General features: G+C 57.7%; 13 protein-coding genes. 3 read left to right on the forward strand and 10 right to left on the reverse strand.

Annotated features, from left to right (window positions below):
* Positions 1-118 precede the first annotated feature (118 nt).
* The 6 genes from ACMGG1_RS23050 to ACMGG1_RS23075 all read right to left on the reverse strand — a co-directional run bounded on the left by ACMGG1_RS23050 (position 119) and on the right by ACMGG1_RS23075 (position 6,486).
* Entirely contained in the window at positions 119-1,306 is a 1,188-nt protein-coding gene (locus ACMGG1_RS23050; protein WP_129941167.1) for a PLP-dependent aminotransferase family protein, read from the reverse strand.
* Positions 1,307-1,411: 105 nt separating this feature from the next.
* Entirely contained in the window at positions 1,412-2,113 is a 702-nt protein-coding gene (livF, locus tag ACMGG1_RS23055) for a high-affinity branched-chain amino acid ABC transporter ATP-binding protein LivF (RefSeq protein ID WP_020824823.1), read from the reverse strand.
* Between the two features lie 3 nt (positions 2,114-2,116).
* Positions 2,117-2,884 (reverse strand): high-affinity branched-chain amino acid ABC transporter ATP-binding protein LivG, encoded by a 768-nt coding sequence (gene livG, locus ACMGG1_RS23060; RefSeq protein WP_020824822.1) that lies wholly within the window; start codon positions 2,882-2,884, stop codon positions 2,117-2,119.
* Positions 2,881-4,164 carry a high-affinity branched-chain amino acid ABC transporter permease LivM gene (locus ACMGG1_RS23065; RefSeq protein WP_020824821.1) on the reverse strand — a complete coding sequence of 428 codons (1,284 nt, stop codon included), beginning with the start codon at positions 4,162-4,164 and terminating at the stop codon, positions 2,881-2,883. Before ACMGG1_RS23065 ends, livG begins: the two co-directional genes overlap by 4 nt.
* Positions 4,161-5,087: a high-affinity branched-chain amino acid ABC transporter permease LivH gene (gene livH, locus ACMGG1_RS23070; protein ID WP_020824820.1), complete on the reverse strand. Its 927-nt coding sequence runs from the start codon at positions 5,085-5,087 to the stop codon at positions 4,161-4,163. Before livH ends, ACMGG1_RS23065 begins: the two co-directional genes overlap by 4 nt.
* A 283-nt stretch (positions 5,088-5,370) precedes the next feature.
* Positions 5,371-6,486 (reverse strand): branched-chain amino acid ABC transporter substrate-binding protein, encoded by a 1,116-nt coding sequence (locus ACMGG1_RS23075; RefSeq protein WP_046374714.1) that lies wholly within the window; start codon positions 6,484-6,486, stop codon positions 5,371-5,373.
* A gap of 406 nt (positions 6,487-6,892) precedes the next feature.
* Between ACMGG1_RS23075 and panM the strand changes: the two genes are divergently transcribed.
* The 3 genes from panM to ACMGG1_RS23090 all read left to right on the forward strand — a co-directional run bounded on the left by panM (position 6,893) and on the right by ACMGG1_RS23090 (position 10,567).
* Positions 6,893-7,285, forward strand: a complete 393-nt coding sequence (gene panM, locus ACMGG1_RS23080) for an aspartate 1-decarboxylase autocleavage activator PanM (protein WP_262244862.1) — start codon at positions 6,893-6,895, stop codon at positions 7,283-7,285.
* Positions 7,282-8,499, forward strand: coding sequence for a DUF3142 domain-containing protein (locus tag ACMGG1_RS23085; RefSeq protein WP_262244861.1), 1,218 nt, complete (start codon positions 7,282-7,284; stop codon positions 8,497-8,499). Before panM ends, ACMGG1_RS23085 begins: the two co-directional genes overlap by 4 nt.
* Positions 8,500-8,569: 70 nt before the next feature.
* Complete coding sequence (locus ACMGG1_RS23090; RefSeq protein WP_262244868.1) at positions 8,570-10,567, forward strand: hypothetical protein; 1,998 nt, start codon at positions 8,570-8,572, stop codon at positions 10,565-10,567.
* Positions 10,568-10,626: 59 nt separating this feature from the next.
* Here ACMGG1_RS23090 and rpoH read toward each other — a convergent pair whose 3' ends face one another.
* The 4 genes from rpoH to ftsY form a co-directional block, all read right to left on the reverse strand.
* The gene (rpoH, locus tag ACMGG1_RS23095; protein WP_020824815.1) at positions 10,627-11,484 is read right to left on the reverse strand and encodes an RNA polymerase sigma factor RpoH; all 858 of its coding nucleotides are present in this window, start codon (positions 11,482-11,484) and stop codon (positions 10,627-10,629) included.
* Between the two features lie 315 nt (positions 11,485-11,799).
* A complete protein-coding gene (ftsX, locus tag ACMGG1_RS23100) occupies positions 11,800-12,753 on the reverse strand; it encodes a permease-like cell division protein FtsX (protein ID WP_020824814.1) in 954 nt (317 codons plus the stop codon).
* On the reverse strand, positions 12,743-13,414 hold the full coding sequence (gene ftsE / locus ACMGG1_RS23105) for a cell division ATP-binding protein FtsE (protein ID WP_020824813.1): 672 nt from the start codon (positions 13,412-13,414) through the stop codon (positions 12,743-12,745). The genes ftsX and ftsE overlap by 11 nt, the downstream gene beginning before the upstream one ends.
* Before the next feature lie 5 nt (positions 13,415-13,419).
* Entirely contained in the window at positions 13,420-15,129 is a 1,710-nt protein-coding gene (ftsY, locus tag ACMGG1_RS23110) for a signal recognition particle-docking protein FtsY (protein ID WP_414161044.1), read from the reverse strand.
* Positions 15,130-15,292 lie beyond the last annotated feature (163 nt).

Raw genomic sequence — 15,292 nt, forward strand, 5'->3', positions numbered from 1 at the left:
CATGCCATGCTCGGATGACAGAAAAATAACCGTTAGATGACAGCCATATGACGGAAGAGTGAAGTGCAGATTGCGGTTTGATGTCGGCGACGGGGAAAGATCCCCGCCGCCGTGAAGATCACAGTGAACGGCGCAGGCGGGCAACCGCTTCCTGCATTTGCTGTTCAGTGGCGGTGGCGAACGACAGGCGGAAGGTAGAACGGTCCGGATTGTCTGAGAAGAAGTATTCTCCCGGCACAAACACCACGCCCTGCTGCAGGGTGGTTTTCAGCCATTCGGTGGCGTTGAACGGCTGACGGAAACGCGCCCACAGGAACATGCCGCCTTTCGGCATATCGAAGCTGATATGGCCACCCAGCTCTTTTTCCACCAGCCCGGCCAGGATCTCACCCTTTTGTTTGTAAGCCGCGCGGATCTTTTCGATCTGCGCCGGCAGGCGATCCAGCCCCAGGTAACACTCTACGATGCTCTGCGACAATGCGCTGGCATGCAGATCCGCCGCCTGCTTGATGATTGCCACTTTATGCAGCAAAAACGGCGGCAGGATAGCCCAGCCCAGACGCAACCCCGGAGCCAGGATCTTGGAGAAGGTCGAGGTATAGATAATGTTATCGGTATGGCCCAGCACCTGCTGCGAAACCTGGTGCAGCGTCGCGTTACGCTCGTCGGTAAAACGCAGTTCGCCGTACGGATCATCCTCGATGATCAGGAAATTGTGCTCGGCCGCCAGCTTGACCAACAGTTCGCGACGCGGGGCGCTCAGGGTAATGCCGCTTGGGTTGCCGAAGTTCGGCACCACATACACGCCCTTGATGCGCTGCGTTTTCAACAGCTCGGCCAGTTCTTCGACCACCATGCCATCGCTGTCGGACGATACCGACATGATGTTGGCTTCCGCCAGTTCCAGCGTCTGCAACGCCGCCAGGTAGGTCGGACGTTCCACCACGAACACGTCGCCCGGGTTCACAATGGCGCGCATCACCAGATCCAGCGCCTGCTGGGAGCCGGCCGTGACCATCACTTCATCGGCGGTGGCGGTGACGCCGCGTTCGGCACACAGCTCGCAGATGCGTTCACGCAGCACCGGGCTGCCTTCGGTCAGACCGTACTGAAAAGCGCTTTTCGGCTGTTCGGTGATCGCCTGATGAGTGGCGATGCTCAGCCCTTCGAAATCAAACAGGGCATCAGAGGGGATGCCGCCCGCCAGCGAAATGACGTTTTCCATCTTACTGTGCTTGAGCAATTCACGGATTGCCGAGCTTTTTACTTTTACGATGCGCTGCGCGAGTAACCCTTCTGTGTTCATTTCTTATTCTTCTCGTAATCGTTAAAAATGTTGTAGGGGTCCGATACGCTGCGCCCGAGTCGCTCGGGGCGAAGATATTCGCCCCCTACCGCTTCGACGGGTATTTCAACCGCCCAGATACGCCGACCTAACTGCTTCGTTTGCTAACAATTCGGCCCCCGTATCTTCCAACACCACGCGCCCGTTTTCCAGTACATAACCGCGATCTGCCAGTTTCAGCGCCTGATTGGCGTTTTGTTCGACCAGGAAGATGGTCATGCCCTCTTCACGCAGCTGTTGAATGATGTCAAAAATCTGCTGAATGATGATCGGCGCCAGCCCCAGAGAGGGCTCGTCGAGCAACAACAGCTTCGGCTGGCTCATCAGTGCACGGCCTATCGCCAACATCTGTTGCTCTCCGCCGGACATGGTGCCCGAGCGCTGTGTACGGCGTTCCAGCAGGCGCGGAAACAGGCCAAACACCCTTTCGATGCGCTGTTGATATTGGTGACGGTCGGCAAAAAAACCGCCCATCGCCAGGTTCTCTTCCACCGTCATGCGCGAGAATACCCGCCGGCCTTCCGGCACGATAGCCACCGCTTCGCGCATGATGCGCGACGTCTGCCACTGGGTAATGTCCTGATCGAGAAAGGTGATGCTGCCTTCGCTGGCGCGGGGTTCACCGCACAGCGTGCCGAGCAGCGTGGTTTTACCGGCGCCGTTAGCGCCGATCAGAGTGACAATCTCGCCCTGCTTTATGTTCAGGCTAACCTGATGCAGCGCCTGGATTTTGCCGTAATGGGCGGATACCTGATTAAATGACAACATAAATTATTCGCCCAGATAGGCCCGGATCACGTCCGGGTTGTTACGGATTTCTGCCGGGGTGCCCTGCGCCAACGGCGTGCCCTGGTTCACCACGTAGATACGATCGGAGATGCCCATCACCAGTTTCATGTCGTGCTCGATCAGCAGCACCGACACCTTATGCTGATTGCGCAATTCGACGATCAGGTGATCCAGCTCGTCGGTTTCCTTTGGGTTCAGGCCCGCCGCCGGCTCGTCCAGCATCAGTAATTCCGGCCGGGTGACCATGCAGCGCGCAATCTCCAGCCGCCGTTGCTGGCCGTAAGCCAGATTACCCGCCGAACGGTTCGCCATCTCCAACAGGCCCACCCGTTGCAGCCAAACCGAGGCACGCTCCAGCGCATCGGCTTCGGCACGGCGGAAGGCCGGCGTTTTCAGCAGCCCGGCGAACACGCCGCTTTTCAGATGCTGATGCTGTGCGACCAACAGGTTTTCGATCACCGTCATCTCGCGAAACAGCCGTACGTGCTGGAAAGTCCGCACCACGCCCATCCGGGCGATGGCCTGGCCGGGCAACCCTTCCAGATGGCGCTCACGCAGTTTGATGGTGCCGCTGGTCGGACGGTAAAAGCCGGTCAGGCAGTTAAACACCGTGGTTTTTCCGGCACCGTTCGGGCCGATCAGCGAGACAATCTCGCCCTCGTTGAGCGTCAGCGCCACGTTATTGACCGCCAGCAGGCCGCCGAAACGCATCGACAGCCCTTCGACCTTCAGCAAAGGTTGCATGCTCATACTTGCTCCCCCTTGCCTGCTTGCATATCCGCCGCCTTCAGTTTTAGCTGTGGCCGCTTCATCGGCAGCAGCCCCTGCGGCCGCCAAATCATCATCAATACCATTAAGGCACCCAGCAACAGCATGCTGTATTCGTTCAGGTCACGCATCAATTCGCGCGACACCACCAGCAGGATCGCCGCCAGGATCACCGCGAACTGCGATCCCATGCCGCCCAAGACCACGATCGCCAACACGAAGGCCGACTCGACAAAGGTGAAGGATTCCGGGCTGACGAAGCCCTGGCGCGCAGCGAACAGCGTGCCGGCAAAACCGGCGAAGGCGGCGCTGATGGTAAAAGCGGTCAGTTTGATTCTGGTCGGATTAAGCCCCAGCGAACGGCAGGCGATTTCATCTTCGCGCAAGGCTTCCCAGGCACGGCCCAGCGGCATGCGCAGCAGGCGGTTGATCACAAACAGCGTCAGCACCACCAGCAACAACGCCACCAGGTACAAAAAGACAATGCGATCGCTCGGATCATATTTCAGGCCAAAGAAGTTATGGAAGGTATCCCAGCCGCCGTCACGCGCGCTGCGGTTGAACTCCAGGCCGAAAAAGGTTGGTTTCGGGATCTGGCTGATGCCGTTCGGCCCGCCGGTGATCTCGGTATTGTTCAACAACAGGATGCGCACGATCTCACCGAACCCCAGCGTGACAATCGCCAGATAATCGCCGCGCAGGCGCAGCACCGGGAACCCGAGCAGAAAACCGAAGAGGGCGGTGACCATACCCGCCAGCGGCAGGCTCTCCCAGAAACCCAGGCCGTAATAATGGTTCAGCAGTGCGTAAGTGTAAGCGCCAATCGCATAGAAACCGCCGTAGCCCAATACCAGCAAACCGGACAGCCCCACCACCACGTTCAGGCCCAGGCCCAACATCACGTAGATCAACGTCAGCGTGGCGATATCTACCGAGCCGCGTGAGACCAGAAATGGCCAGGCAACCGCGGCGATAATGATCGCTGCGGCCAACAGCTTCTGCCGGGCGGTCGTGCCATCGAAGCTCGGTAATACCCAGGCCGGGCCTGAGATTTTTTTCAGCCCGTGCTGCATCAGCGGGCGCAGCAGTTGGAAGAAAAACACGATGACGCAGCCGATGCCGATCCACATCCAGCGCACTTCCGCTGCGCCGTGCACCACCAGTTTGGTACCGTCCAGGCTCAGCTGCATGCCCATCAGGAATGAAGCCATCACAAACAGCACCAGGGTGGCGATCAGCGCGTTGAGCAAATTGAGTTTCATACCTTCTCAACCTCCGGACGCCCAAGGATGCCGGTAGGCATGATCAGCAGCACCACAATCAGCAGCGCGAACGACACCACGTCTTTATATTCGGTACTCAGGTAAGCCGAAGTCAACGCCTCTGCCACCCCCAATACCAGGCCGCCAATCATCGCGCCGGGGATGCTGCCGATGCCGCCCAACACCGCCGCGGTGAAGGCCTTCATGCCGGCCATAAAGCCGATATAGGGGTTAATCACTCCGTAGAATTGCCCGAGCAGTACGCCGGCGACCGCCGCCATCACCGCACCGATCACAAAGGTCAGCGAGATAACCCGGTCGGTATTGATGCCCAGCAGGCTGGCCATCTTCAAATCCTCCGCACAGGCGCGGCAGGCGCGGCCCATACGTGAATAACGAATAAACATCGTCAACGCCAGCATCGCCAGGAAAGTGACTACCCAGATAATCAGCTGCATGGTGCTGATAGTGGCGGCAAAGCCGTTGCTTTCCCCCAGCACCCATTGCCCGGTGACCAGGCTTGGCAACGCCAGGTCGCGCGAGCCCTGGGTCAGGCTGACGTAGTTTTGCAGGAATATCGACATCCCTATGGCGGAAATCAGCGCGATCAGGCGTTTGGAGTTGCGTACCGGCTTGTAGGCCACCCGCTCGATGCTCCAGCCGTAAGCGCTGGCGATCACGATCGATACCAGGAAAGCCGCGCCAATCAGCAGCCAACCGACGTCGATGCCGATCATCATCAGGGCGGCGATAACAATAAAGGAGACATAGCTGCCGATCATATACACCTCGCCGTGGGCGAAGTTGATCATGCCGATGATGCCGTAGACCATGGTGTAACCGATGGCGATCAATGCATAGGTGCTGCCCAACGTGACGCCGTTGAACATTTGCTGCAGAAAATAGAGAACCTGCTCAGACATACTCTAACCCTTGGCTGTGCTTTCTATACCCATCACACTTGAAGCTGCATTTGTGTTGGCTGCACTCATTCACCCGAATCGTTCCCTTGCCGCCTTGATGCAACTTCAATTTATTTTGGGTAAAGCAAACCTGAAATGACAATCATTAAAAACGCTTATACCCAATGGATTTCGCGTTGCAGCTAGGCGGCAAGCGGGTAAATCCCCAGGAGCTTAGTAAACTAAGTGACTGGGGTGCACCCGTGAAGCCAACAACGCTGCAACGTGAAAGACGACGGGTATATTATTTAATCGGCGTTGAAGTGCCGTCAGCATGCCATTCGAACACGCCGAACTCGAAGCCTTTAAGATCGCCTTTGTCATCCCAGCTCAACGGCCCCATCACGGTGTCCACCGGCTTGCCGGTTTTCAGGTCCTTGACGATGTCGGCCGGTTCCTGGCTGCCGCTGCGCTCCATCCCGGCAGTCAGAGATTGCAGCGCCGCGTAAGTGGTCCAGACGAACGGTCCGGTTGGATCCAGCTTTTTGGCTTTAAGCGCATCTACAACAGGTTTGTTGGCAGGGACCTGATCGTAACGTTTAGGCAGGGTCACCAGCATGCCTTCAGAGGCGGCACCGGCGATATTGGACAGTGAGGAGTTGCCCACGCCTTCCGGCCCCATAAAGCGGGTGGTCAAACCGGCCTGTTTAGCCTGACGCAGGATCTGGCCCATTTCCGGGTAGTAACCGCCAAAGTAAACGAAATCGACGTTTTCTTTCTTCAGGCGCGCCACCAGGGTGGAGAAATCTTTATCGCCGGCGGTGATACCTTCAAACATCACCACGTCGGTGCCCTGCTTTTTCAGGCTGTCGCGCACCGAGCGCGCCAGGCCTTCGCCATACTGCTGCTTGTCGTGAACCACGGCAATGCGCTTGGGTTTGATCTCGCTGAGGATGTATTTCGCCGCCGTCGGCCCCTGATCGGAATCCAGGCCGGTGGTACGCATGATCATTTTGTAACCACGGGTGGTCAGATCGGCGTTAGTGGCCGCCGGGGTGATCATGATGACGCCTTCATCTTCATAGATGTCGGAAGCCGGCTGCGTCGAGGATGAGCACAGGTGGCCGATCACATAGCGGATACCGTCATTGATTACCTTGTTGGCGACGGCTACCGCCTGTTTTGGATCGCAGGCGTCGTCATATTCCACGCCGACCAGTTTGTCGCCCTTGATACCGCCCTTGGCGTTGATATCGGCAATCGCCTGACGGGCGCCGGTGAATTCCATATCGCCATACTGCGCCACCGGGCCGGACATCGCCCCGACGATCGCCACCTTGATGTCTTTCGCCATTGCCGCATGCCCGATAGCCATCGCGATACAACCCGCCAACAGCGCCTTACCTTTTGTTAATTTCATCCGCAAATCCCCATCTGTCGTTGTGAACGTACCTGTTGTGTTTGCCGACACCCGACCCTTATTTACTGCTTTTATTCATAAGTAATAATGATTTAGGTGTTTTTGTGGCAATATTTTCTAATAAGACTTTATTTTTCATGCCATTAAACAGGAATTTTCTGCTGCAAATCAACTTACACAATCAGAAACAAGCGGTGTAAACAGCATAAAATCCGGATTAAATCTGCGCTGTTTTGCATCAGGCACAGCGCGTTATGCTGGTTCTCGATCGATTAACTACATATTTACTCGGAAAATGCGTCCTGCAAAAAACATTTTGCGCAGTAATCGTACAGAAAAACTTACACAACGCTCTGTGCAAGATCTATTACACTGTCGGCATCGATTAGCCGTTCGGAAATCCTGCATGAAACTGACTATTGAGCGATTAACCACGCTGTCCCAGCAAGACCTTATCGACCTTGGCAAAATCTGGCCGCATCAGCAGCCGGAACAGTGGCAAAGCGGGTTGAACGGCAATAAAGCGCTGTTCGCCGCACGCTTCAATGAGCGGCTGCTGGGTGCGGTGAAACTCGAGCTGGACGGTGAACGTGCCCAACTGCAGGATTTGCTGGTGCGTGAAGTCACGCGCCGTCGCGGCGTCGGGCTGTATCTGGTGCAGGACGTGCAGCGTCAGTTACCGCAGATAACGCATTGGCAGCTTTCGACCACCGGTCTGACCCCACGCGAGCGGGGCGAGGTGGATAACTTTATGCGCGCCTGCGGTTTCACTCAGCAAGGCGAACTCTGGCAACGATGAAGCGCAGGTTCCTCGCACTGTTGGTGCTGGTGCTGGCGTTAATCGCCTGGTTCGGCGGCCGCCAGCAGGCGCTGCGGATACAGCCGACCTGGGATAATCAGGTCTACGTCTGGCAACGCGTTTGGACGCCGCAGCATGTTGCCGCGCTGGCGAAAAGCCGCGATCTGTTCCCTACGCTGCGGGTGCTGGGTTTACAAGTGCACCCGCGTGAGGGCTGGCGGGAAATCCCGGTCAATCTCCCCTTACTGAAACAAGATGGCCGCCCGCTGTGGCTGGTGGCCCGTCTGGATGGGCAGTTAACGCAACTGGATGAAGTCGCGATTCGCCAACGTTTGCTAAAACAGGTGCAACGCTGGCAAGCCGCCGGGCTGCAGGTGATCGGCGTTGAAATCGATCATGACGCAGCTACCGCACGCCTGCCTGCCTATCAGCATTTCCTGCAGCAGTTGCGTCAGCAATTGCCCTCCTCACTGCAACTGGGCATTACCGCATTGCCGGCCTGGATCGGCTCAGCTGCGCTGCCCGGTGTCTTGCAACAGGCAGACAGCTCCGTGCTGCAGGTGCATGCCGTACTGTCGCCCGAACAAGGCCTGTTTGCTGCCCCGCTGGCACTGCGGTGGGTAAAACAGTACGCACAAATCACGCCAAGACCTTTCCGGGTGGCGCTGCCTGCCTATGGCATGGGTTTGGTGGGGTTCGATACGCAAGGCGCGCAGGTGGAAAGCGAAGCCTCCGTGCGCGTGGCGGGTACCTCGCGCGAGCTGACGGTCGCGCCGCAGCAGGTGGCCGATTTTCTGCGCCAGTTGAACACACGGACCACACCACACCTGCTGGGCCTGATCTGGTTCCGTTTGCCACTGGCGGACGATCGCCGCGCCTGGTCACTGGCTACGCTGAGGGCGGTAATAGAAAAGCAACCGCTCGACGTCAGCTGGCAGGTAAAATTTAGCCCTCAGGCGCTGCAAAATGGGCTGAATGATCTGATAATTCAAAATAACGGGCCGGTGGATGCACCGCTGCCGCATGAAATCGTCATCACCGCCAGCGAGTGCCTGGCGGCGGACGCGGCAGGCAACTACCGGCTGGAAAGCGAGTCTCAACGACTACGCTTTGTGCTTACCCGCAGTGACCAGCTGCGCGCCGGGCAGTCCCGGCCGTTGGGCTGGATCCGCTGCCAACAACTGACGCCAGGAGGCACCCTTGTCACACCGTAATGCACGCGCTACACGGACTCTGCGCGGCCGAACTCTTCCACTGGCTGCCCTAATCGGCTCGGCGCTGGCGATGCCACTTAATGGCTACGCCTGCGGGCCGGATTTCCCTAACCGTTTACTGGTCGATCGCAACGGCACGCTGCTGTATATGCCGGAAGGCAACTTTGCCTTTGAAGCCGGGCGTCTGGTCGCAGTGGATAAACAGCTGCCGTTGTGGAAAGCACCGCCACCGGCGATGCCACCGAAACCGATGCCGCTGTCGCCGGAAACTATCATCATCGAGAAAATGCGTGCGGCAAAAACCGTTGAAGAGGCCGATGCGGTCAATAGCCAGGGGCTGTCTGACGCGGCCCGCCTTTACCAACTGGGTGCAGTGGCCTTCGCCGGTAAAGATCCGCGCGCCAGCGAGTACTTCCAGCAGGTTCTGGCGCTACCTGCCGCAGATCAAGGTGACTGGGGGCTAAGGGCGCAGTATTCACTCGGCCGGTTGTTGATGGGCGATCACGGCACGCCGGAAAACGAAGGTGACGGCTCGAGCATCGCAGTCGAACATCCCGCGAAGCCCCAGCTCGAGCAGGCGCTAGCGGCCTTCCAGCAGGCGATTGATAAAGTGAAAGGCGGTACGGCCGATCCAGATCAACTGGCACTAAGCAGCCTTGGGCAGCAGGCCCGCATTCATTTCTGGCTCGGCAACGTCACCCAGGCAGCGAAGTTATATGCTCAACAGGCGGCACAGGGTGACCAAAATGGGGCACTGTCGCTGCAGTACGTCTCCAGTTACCTGGTCAATCCGGATCACTTCGATGTTCTGAAACAGACAATCGCCGATCCGCTGATCCAACAACTGGTCACCATTGAGTTGTTTGCCCGCAGCAGTAATCTGCAAATGACCGATACGGACGGCACCGGCACTCGCTCAGCACAAATCATCAGCCAAATCCTGACGCTGCTGGACGCCTCGGTGAAAAGCGGTTTCAGCGGCAGCGACCGGCTGGCGGCGCTGGCCTACCGAGCAGGACAATACCCGATGGCGGCCAGCCTGCTGAAACACGCTGGTGACAGTGGCCTGGCCTGGTGGTTACGCGCCAAAATGGCGCTGCGCGACGGGGATGTTAAAGCCGCCACCGCAGACTACGCCAAAGCGGCGGCCGCATTCCCCTCCAATGAAAGCTGGGGCGAACAGCGTAATGCGGACTTTACGCCAGAAACCATCGTGCCCGAATGCCGGGTGGCGGGGGAGCAGGCTATTCTGGCCCTGGATCGCGGCGACTATCTGCAGGCAATGGACTTCCTCTATCGCGGCAAAGATATTTACTGGGCGGACGTCGCCGACGTGGCCGAACGCGTGCTGACCATCGATGAACTGAAAGGCTTTGTTGATAAGCATGTGCCAGCCCCAGCTACGCCGTTAAAACCGGTCAATCCCGACGACTACAACGGCCAGCCGCTTACGCCGGAGGTGCAACTGCGCGAGCTGCTGGCGCGGCGGCTGATGCGCGCCGGACGCCCTCAAGAAGCAATGGCCTACTTTGATATCCCGAACTATCGTCAGGTTGCCCAACAGTACGCCGATACGCTGAAAACGGCGCAGGATAAATCCGCAGACAAGCTGGCGCGGGCCAAAGCCTACTATCAGGCGGCCACGCTGCTGCGCAGCCAGGGATTGGTGTTCACGGGTTATGAGATGACGCCGGACTATGCAATTTATGGCGCCGGTTATTCCTATCTGGGGGATGCCTTTGATACGCGCGAGCTCAAGCATAAGAGCTGGATCAGCAGTGCCGAGGCAGCACGGGCCAAAGCGGCGTTACCGCCACAGGATAATCGCTTCCTGCACTACCGCTGGCAGGCGGTTGATCTGGCGCAGCAGGCCGCCGACTTACTGCCGCCAAAAAGCCAGGCCTATGCCGCCGTGTTGTGTAATGCCGCCGGCTGGGTGATTAAACGTGACGCGAAAACCGGCCGGGCGCTGTATCAGCGCTATATCAATAACGGGACGCGCTATGCCTGGGCCAACAAGTTTGGTTATGACTGTCCGGCACCCGATTTTGCGGCGATCGCGCCGTAACGCCGAATTTCAGGCACAAAAAAGCCCGGCTAGCCGGGCTTTTTAACGCTTATGCGGGATTAGGCTTCGATCGCCATTTTCAGTTTCTTCATGGCGTTCTTTTCTAGCTGGCGTACACGCTCAGCGGAAACACCGTACTGATCGGCCAGCTCTTGCAACGTGGATTTATTGTCGTCATCCAACCAACGGGCGCGAATGATATGCTGGCTACGCTCGTCCAGACCTTCCAGCGCATAGGCCAGTTTGTCTGCGGCGTTGCTTTCCCAGTTATCCTCCTCGATGCCTTCGGCGAAGTCCGAGCTTTTATCCTGCAGATACAGCACTGGCGCCATAGACTGGCCATCACGGGCTTCGTCGTCCGGCGTAGGATCGAACGTCATGTCCTGCGCCGCCATGCGGGATTCCATCTCGCGGACATCCTTGCTGGTCACACCCAACTCGCGAGCAACCAATTCCACCTCATCCTGATTGAACCAGCCCAGACGCTGCTTGGTTTTACGCAGGTTAAAGAACAGCTTGCGCTGTGCTTTGGTGGTAGCCACTTTGACGATACGCCAGTTGCGCAGTACGTACTCGTGAATTTCTGCCTTGATCCAATGCACCGCAAAGGAAACCAGACGCACACCAACCTCTGGGTTGAAGCGGCGAACAGCTTTCATCAGGCCAATATTACCTTCCTGGATCAGGTCTGCCTGAGGCAGGCCGTAACCGGAGTAATTACGGGCAATATGAGCGACAAAGCGCAGGTGAGACAGGATGAGCTGCTTAGCGGCTTCCAGATCGCCCTGATAATGCAGCCGTTCAGCCAGCTCCCGCTCTTCCTCTGCCGTCAGCATCGGATAGGTGTTGGCGGCCCGGATATAGGCTTCCAAACTGCCCTGGGGCACTAAAGCTAAAGTTTGCATTTCTTTGGTCATTCAAACCCTCTCTTGAAAAAACAGGTCATGCAGGTGATTGTCACGGCGGGGAAATGATTGATTCTACGGCAGTTGCTATTGCAAAAGCGGTCCACACGCCGGGCACCATAACATTTTGCTGCAGATTTTGACCGCGTTCCGCCCTATTAGTTCACAGTTTTTCGATCGCATTGCCCATGACAATACGTGACGAATATTCAGGCCGATAGGGAATTTGTGCGCTAAGAAGAGACTGGATGGTGCTTAAGTTAGTGCCGGTAGCTCTTCTCCCGCAACACGCTCGGAGCAGCAGGAGAAGAGTATACCAAAAAATCTTTATTGTGGTGTAAATCGGCGTAAATGTTGCACCGTCGCCAGCCAGGCGGCGATCCAGCCGATCATCGCGGAAACAATCAGCAGCAGTAACGCCTCATCCCAACCCAGGCCGTGCAGGGTAAAGGTGGTGCCGAACACCTTGGCCACGCCGGTGACCACCGACTCCAGTCTCCACACCATCGCCCCGGACAACACCAACGACAGCAATGCGCCAAAGAAGCCCAGCATCGCACCGCCGTTCAGGAACGGCCGCAGGATGAAACCGTCGGTGGCGCCAATCAGCTTCATCACGTTGATGGTATCGCGACGGCTGAAGATGCTCAGACGTACGCTGTTGCCGATCACCAGGAACACCGCCACCACCATCAGCACGCCGATCATTGCAGCCACTTGCCCCACCAGCCCGGTCAGTGCAGCCAGACGAGCAAACCAGCTGTCGTCCATCCGCACTTCATCCACCCCCTGCACCGCCGCGACGCGATCGCGCAGGGTATTGAGGGTGTCGGAACTTTGGAAGCTCATTTTCGGCGTGATGATAGCGACCGCCGGTAACGGGTTCTCTTCCAACATATCCAGCGCGCCGCCAAAGCCGGACCAGTTGCGGAATTCGCCCCGGGCCTCTTCACGCGACAGGTAATTCACTTTCTCAACGCCAGCTTCTGCTTTGATGGCGTCGAGCACTTTCACCGCCGCGTCGTCATCCAGGGATTTATCCAGGTACACCGTTAACTGCGGCGTAGGGTACCATTGCGTCGCCGCGGTGCTGACGTTTTTCCAAACGATATAACACACGCTTGGCAGCGTCAGGGAGATGGCGATGACCATCACCGTCAGCAGCGTCGCCAGTGGCTGGCGCAGCATATCCTTGACGGCGTTCATCCAGGCGTAGCGCCATTGTTCCCGCCAGCCGCCACGCAGCGCTTTACTCTTGGCGGTTTTTGCATTATTCGCCATGATGCGCTCCTCCAGCCATGCGGCCCTGGCTCAGGCGCAGAATGCGGTAATTGCGACGGGCGATCAGCCCGGTATCGTGGGTGGCCATCAACACGGTGACACCCACGCGGTTAAACTCTTCGAACAGACGCAGAATGCCTTCCGACAGTGCATCGTCCAGGTTACCGGTAGGCTCATCCGCCAGCAGTACCGCCGGCTTGTTCACCACCGCGCGGGCGATACCCACACGCTGCTGCTCACCGCCGGAAAGCTGAATCGGGAAGTTCTTCGCCTTATCCAGCAGCCCGACCTTGTCCAACGCAGCGGAAACGCGGCGACGGATGTCTTCGGTGCTGGCGCCGGCGATGATCAGTGGCATTGCCACGTTGTCATACACCGTGCGATCCAGCAGCAGATGGTGATCCTGGAAAATCATGCCGATCTGACGACGCAGGAACGGCACCTCGCGGTTTTTCAACCGACTGATGTCATGGCCGCCAAACCAAATATGGCCGGCGCTTGGCCGTTCGATACCACAAATCAGTTTCAGCAGGGTACTCTTCCCCGCGCCGGAATGGCCGGTCAGAAACGCCATCTCTGCCGGGCGCAGATGGAAATCCACCCCCTGCAGGGCCTGCCGTCCGCCCAGATAAGCTTTACTGACCTGTTCAAAGCGAATCATCCGTATTAATCCTCTCGGGCAAAAAGTGCCTCAATAAAATCGTCAGCCTTAAACGGCCGCAAATCTTCGATGCCTTCCCCAACGCCGATATAGCGAATCGGGATACCGAACTGATCGGCAATGGCGAAGATCACCCCGCCCTTGGCGGTACCGTCCAGTTTAGTCAGTGTGATACCGGTTAAGCCCACGGCTTCATTAAATAATTTCGCCTGGCTGACAGCATTCTGTCCGGTGCTGGCATCAAGAGTCAGCATAACCTCATGGGGGGCCTGGTCGTCCAGTTTTTTCATGACGCGGACGATCTTCTTCAGCTCTTCCATCAGGTGCGCTTTGTTCTGCAAACGCCCTGCCGTATCGGCCAGCAGCACGTCGATGCCGCGGGCCTTGGCGGCCTGGACCGCATCGTAAATCACCGAGGCGGAATCCGCGCCGGTATGCTGCGCCACCACCGGAATACGGTTGCGCTCGCCCCACACCTGCAGTTGCTCTACCGCCGCGGCACGGAAGGTGTCCCCCGCCGCCAGCATCACCGATTTGCCTTCCGCCTGGAACTGGCGAGCCAGCTTACCGATGGTGGTGGTTTTACCCACGCCGTTCACCCCAACCATCAGAATGACATACGGGTTTTTACCGCCAACATCCAGCGGCTGATCAACTTTAGCCAGAATTTCGGACATTTCCTCCTTCAGCTTGCCGTATAACGCATCGGCGTCTTTCAACTGCTTGCGGCTGGCATGCTGAGTCAGAGAGGTAATGATTTTACGCGTGGTTTCCACGCCGACGTCGGCAATCAGCAGCTGTTCTTCCAGCTCTTCAAACAGTTCGTCGTCAATTTTCTTGCCGCGGAACAAGCCGACAAAACCGGAGCCCAAATTTTGCTTGGTTTTCACCAGGCTACGTTTCAGCCGGGCAAAGAAGCCTTCTTTGGTCGGACGTTCCTGCTCCTGAGTAACCGCAGGGGCCAGCAGCTCGGATTCTTTTTCTTCTTCTTCGATAATGGCCGGCGCGACAATAATCGGTTCCAGCGCCACGCTGGCCGACAATGGCTCTGGCTCTGGCTCTGGCTCTGGCTCTGGCTCTGGCTCTGGCTCTGGCTCTGGCTCTGGCTCTGGCTCTGGCTCTGGCTCTGGCTCTGGCTCTGGCTCTGGCTCTGGCTCTGGCTCTGGCTCTGGCACGATAGTAGGTTCAGGCTCAATCACTTCCAGTTCGGGCACCATCACCGGTTCCGGTTCAACCACTTCCGGTTCTGGCGCAATAATCGGCTCTGGCGTAACCACTTCGGGTTCTGATACCGCGGTCGTTTCTGGCTTAGGCTCGATGACAAATTCGGGTTCAGGCTGAACCACGGCCACAGGCACGGCAATCTCTTCCGCTGCCGGCTGTTGCTGTTCTGCCGCCACCTGTTCAGTAAGGGTGACAATCTCTTCCGCCAGCTTTTCTGCCGCGGCAGTGTGTTCGACGATGGCCGGCACGCTTTCTGCAATATGTTCGCCGGTCAGACTGCCGTCCCACTCCCCAGGCGTCTCTACGGAAGCGGCAGGTTCAGATTCCTGCGCGGGGAGCTGGTCATCCAGCTTGGGAGCGACCGGTTCAGCCGGGGTCTCCACGGCCTGATTTTCCGCCGCTTCTACCGGCGTCTCAGGTTGCTGTTGCTCTTCTTCCTTCTGGCCGAAGCCCAGCCAGGAGAAAAACCCGCGTTTCTTATCTTTTGCCATGTTATGACTCTACTCCGTACCGAAGGCTTGCTTATGCTGACAATAATTCGCCGAGTCTATCACTTTCCCTCGTTCAGCAACACGCATCCGGCATGCTTTCCACTGTGAAATCAGGCAACAAAGTTTTACCGTTTCCCCCGGCGCCTCTCACCGGTAGAATAGA

Source organism: Serratia sp. BNK-12, from assembly GCF_047456085.1.
Taxonomy (GTDB): Bacteria; Pseudomonadota; Gammaproteobacteria; order Enterobacterales; family Enterobacteriaceae; genus Serratia; species Serratia liquefaciens.

What these genes read in the sequence shown, in the direction of transcription:
- ACMGG1_RS23050 (WP_129941167.1), bottom strand. Translation starts at nt 1,306, where the DNA reads ATGAACACAGAAGGGTTACTCGCGCAGCGCATCGTAAAAGTAAAAAGC.
- livF (WP_020824823.1), bottom strand. Translation starts at nt 2,113, where the DNA reads ATGTTGTCATTTAATCAGGTATCCGCCCATTACGGCAAAATCCAGGCG.
- livG (WP_020824822.1), bottom strand. Translation starts at nt 2,884, where the DNA reads ATGAGCATGCAACCTTTGCTGAAGGTCGAAGGGCTGTCGATGCGTTTC.
- ACMGG1_RS23065 (WP_020824821.1), bottom strand. Translation starts at nt 4,164, where the DNA reads ATGAAACTCAATTTGCTCAACGCGCTGATCGCCACCCTGGTGCTGTTT.
- livH (WP_020824820.1), bottom strand. Translation starts at nt 5,087, where the DNA reads ATGTCTGAGCAGGTTCTCTATTTTCTGCAGCAAATGTTCAACGGCGTC.
- ACMGG1_RS23075 (WP_046374714.1), bottom strand. Translation starts at nt 6,486, where the DNA reads ATGAAATTAACAAAAGGTAAGGCGCTGTTGGCGGGTTGTATCGCGATG.
- panM (WP_262244862.1), top strand. Translation starts at nt 6,893, where the DNA reads ATGAAACTGACTATTGAGCGATTAACCACGCTGTCCCAGCAAGACCTT.
- ACMGG1_RS23085 (WP_262244861.1), top strand. Translation starts at nt 7,282, where the DNA reads ATGAAGCGCAGGTTCCTCGCACTGTTGGTGCTGGTGCTGGCGTTAATC.
- ACMGG1_RS23090 (WP_262244868.1), top strand. Translation starts at nt 8,570, where the DNA reads ATGCCACTTAATGGCTACGCCTGCGGGCCGGATTTCCCTAACCGTTTA.
- rpoH (WP_020824815.1), bottom strand. Translation starts at nt 11,484, where the DNA reads ATGACCAAAGAAATGCAAACTTTAGCTTTAGTGCCCCAGGGCAGTTTG.
- ftsX (WP_020824814.1), bottom strand. Translation starts at nt 12,753, where the DNA reads ATGGCGAATAATGCAAAAACCGCCAAGAGTAAAGCGCTGCGTGGCGGC.
- ftsE (WP_020824813.1), bottom strand. Translation starts at nt 13,414, where the DNA reads ATGATTCGCTTTGAACAGGTCAGTAAAGCTTATCTGGGCGGACGGCAG.
- ftsY (WP_414161044.1), bottom strand. Translation starts at nt 15,129, where the DNA reads ATGGCAAAAGATAAGAAACGCGGGTTTTTCTCCTGGCTGGGCTTCGGC.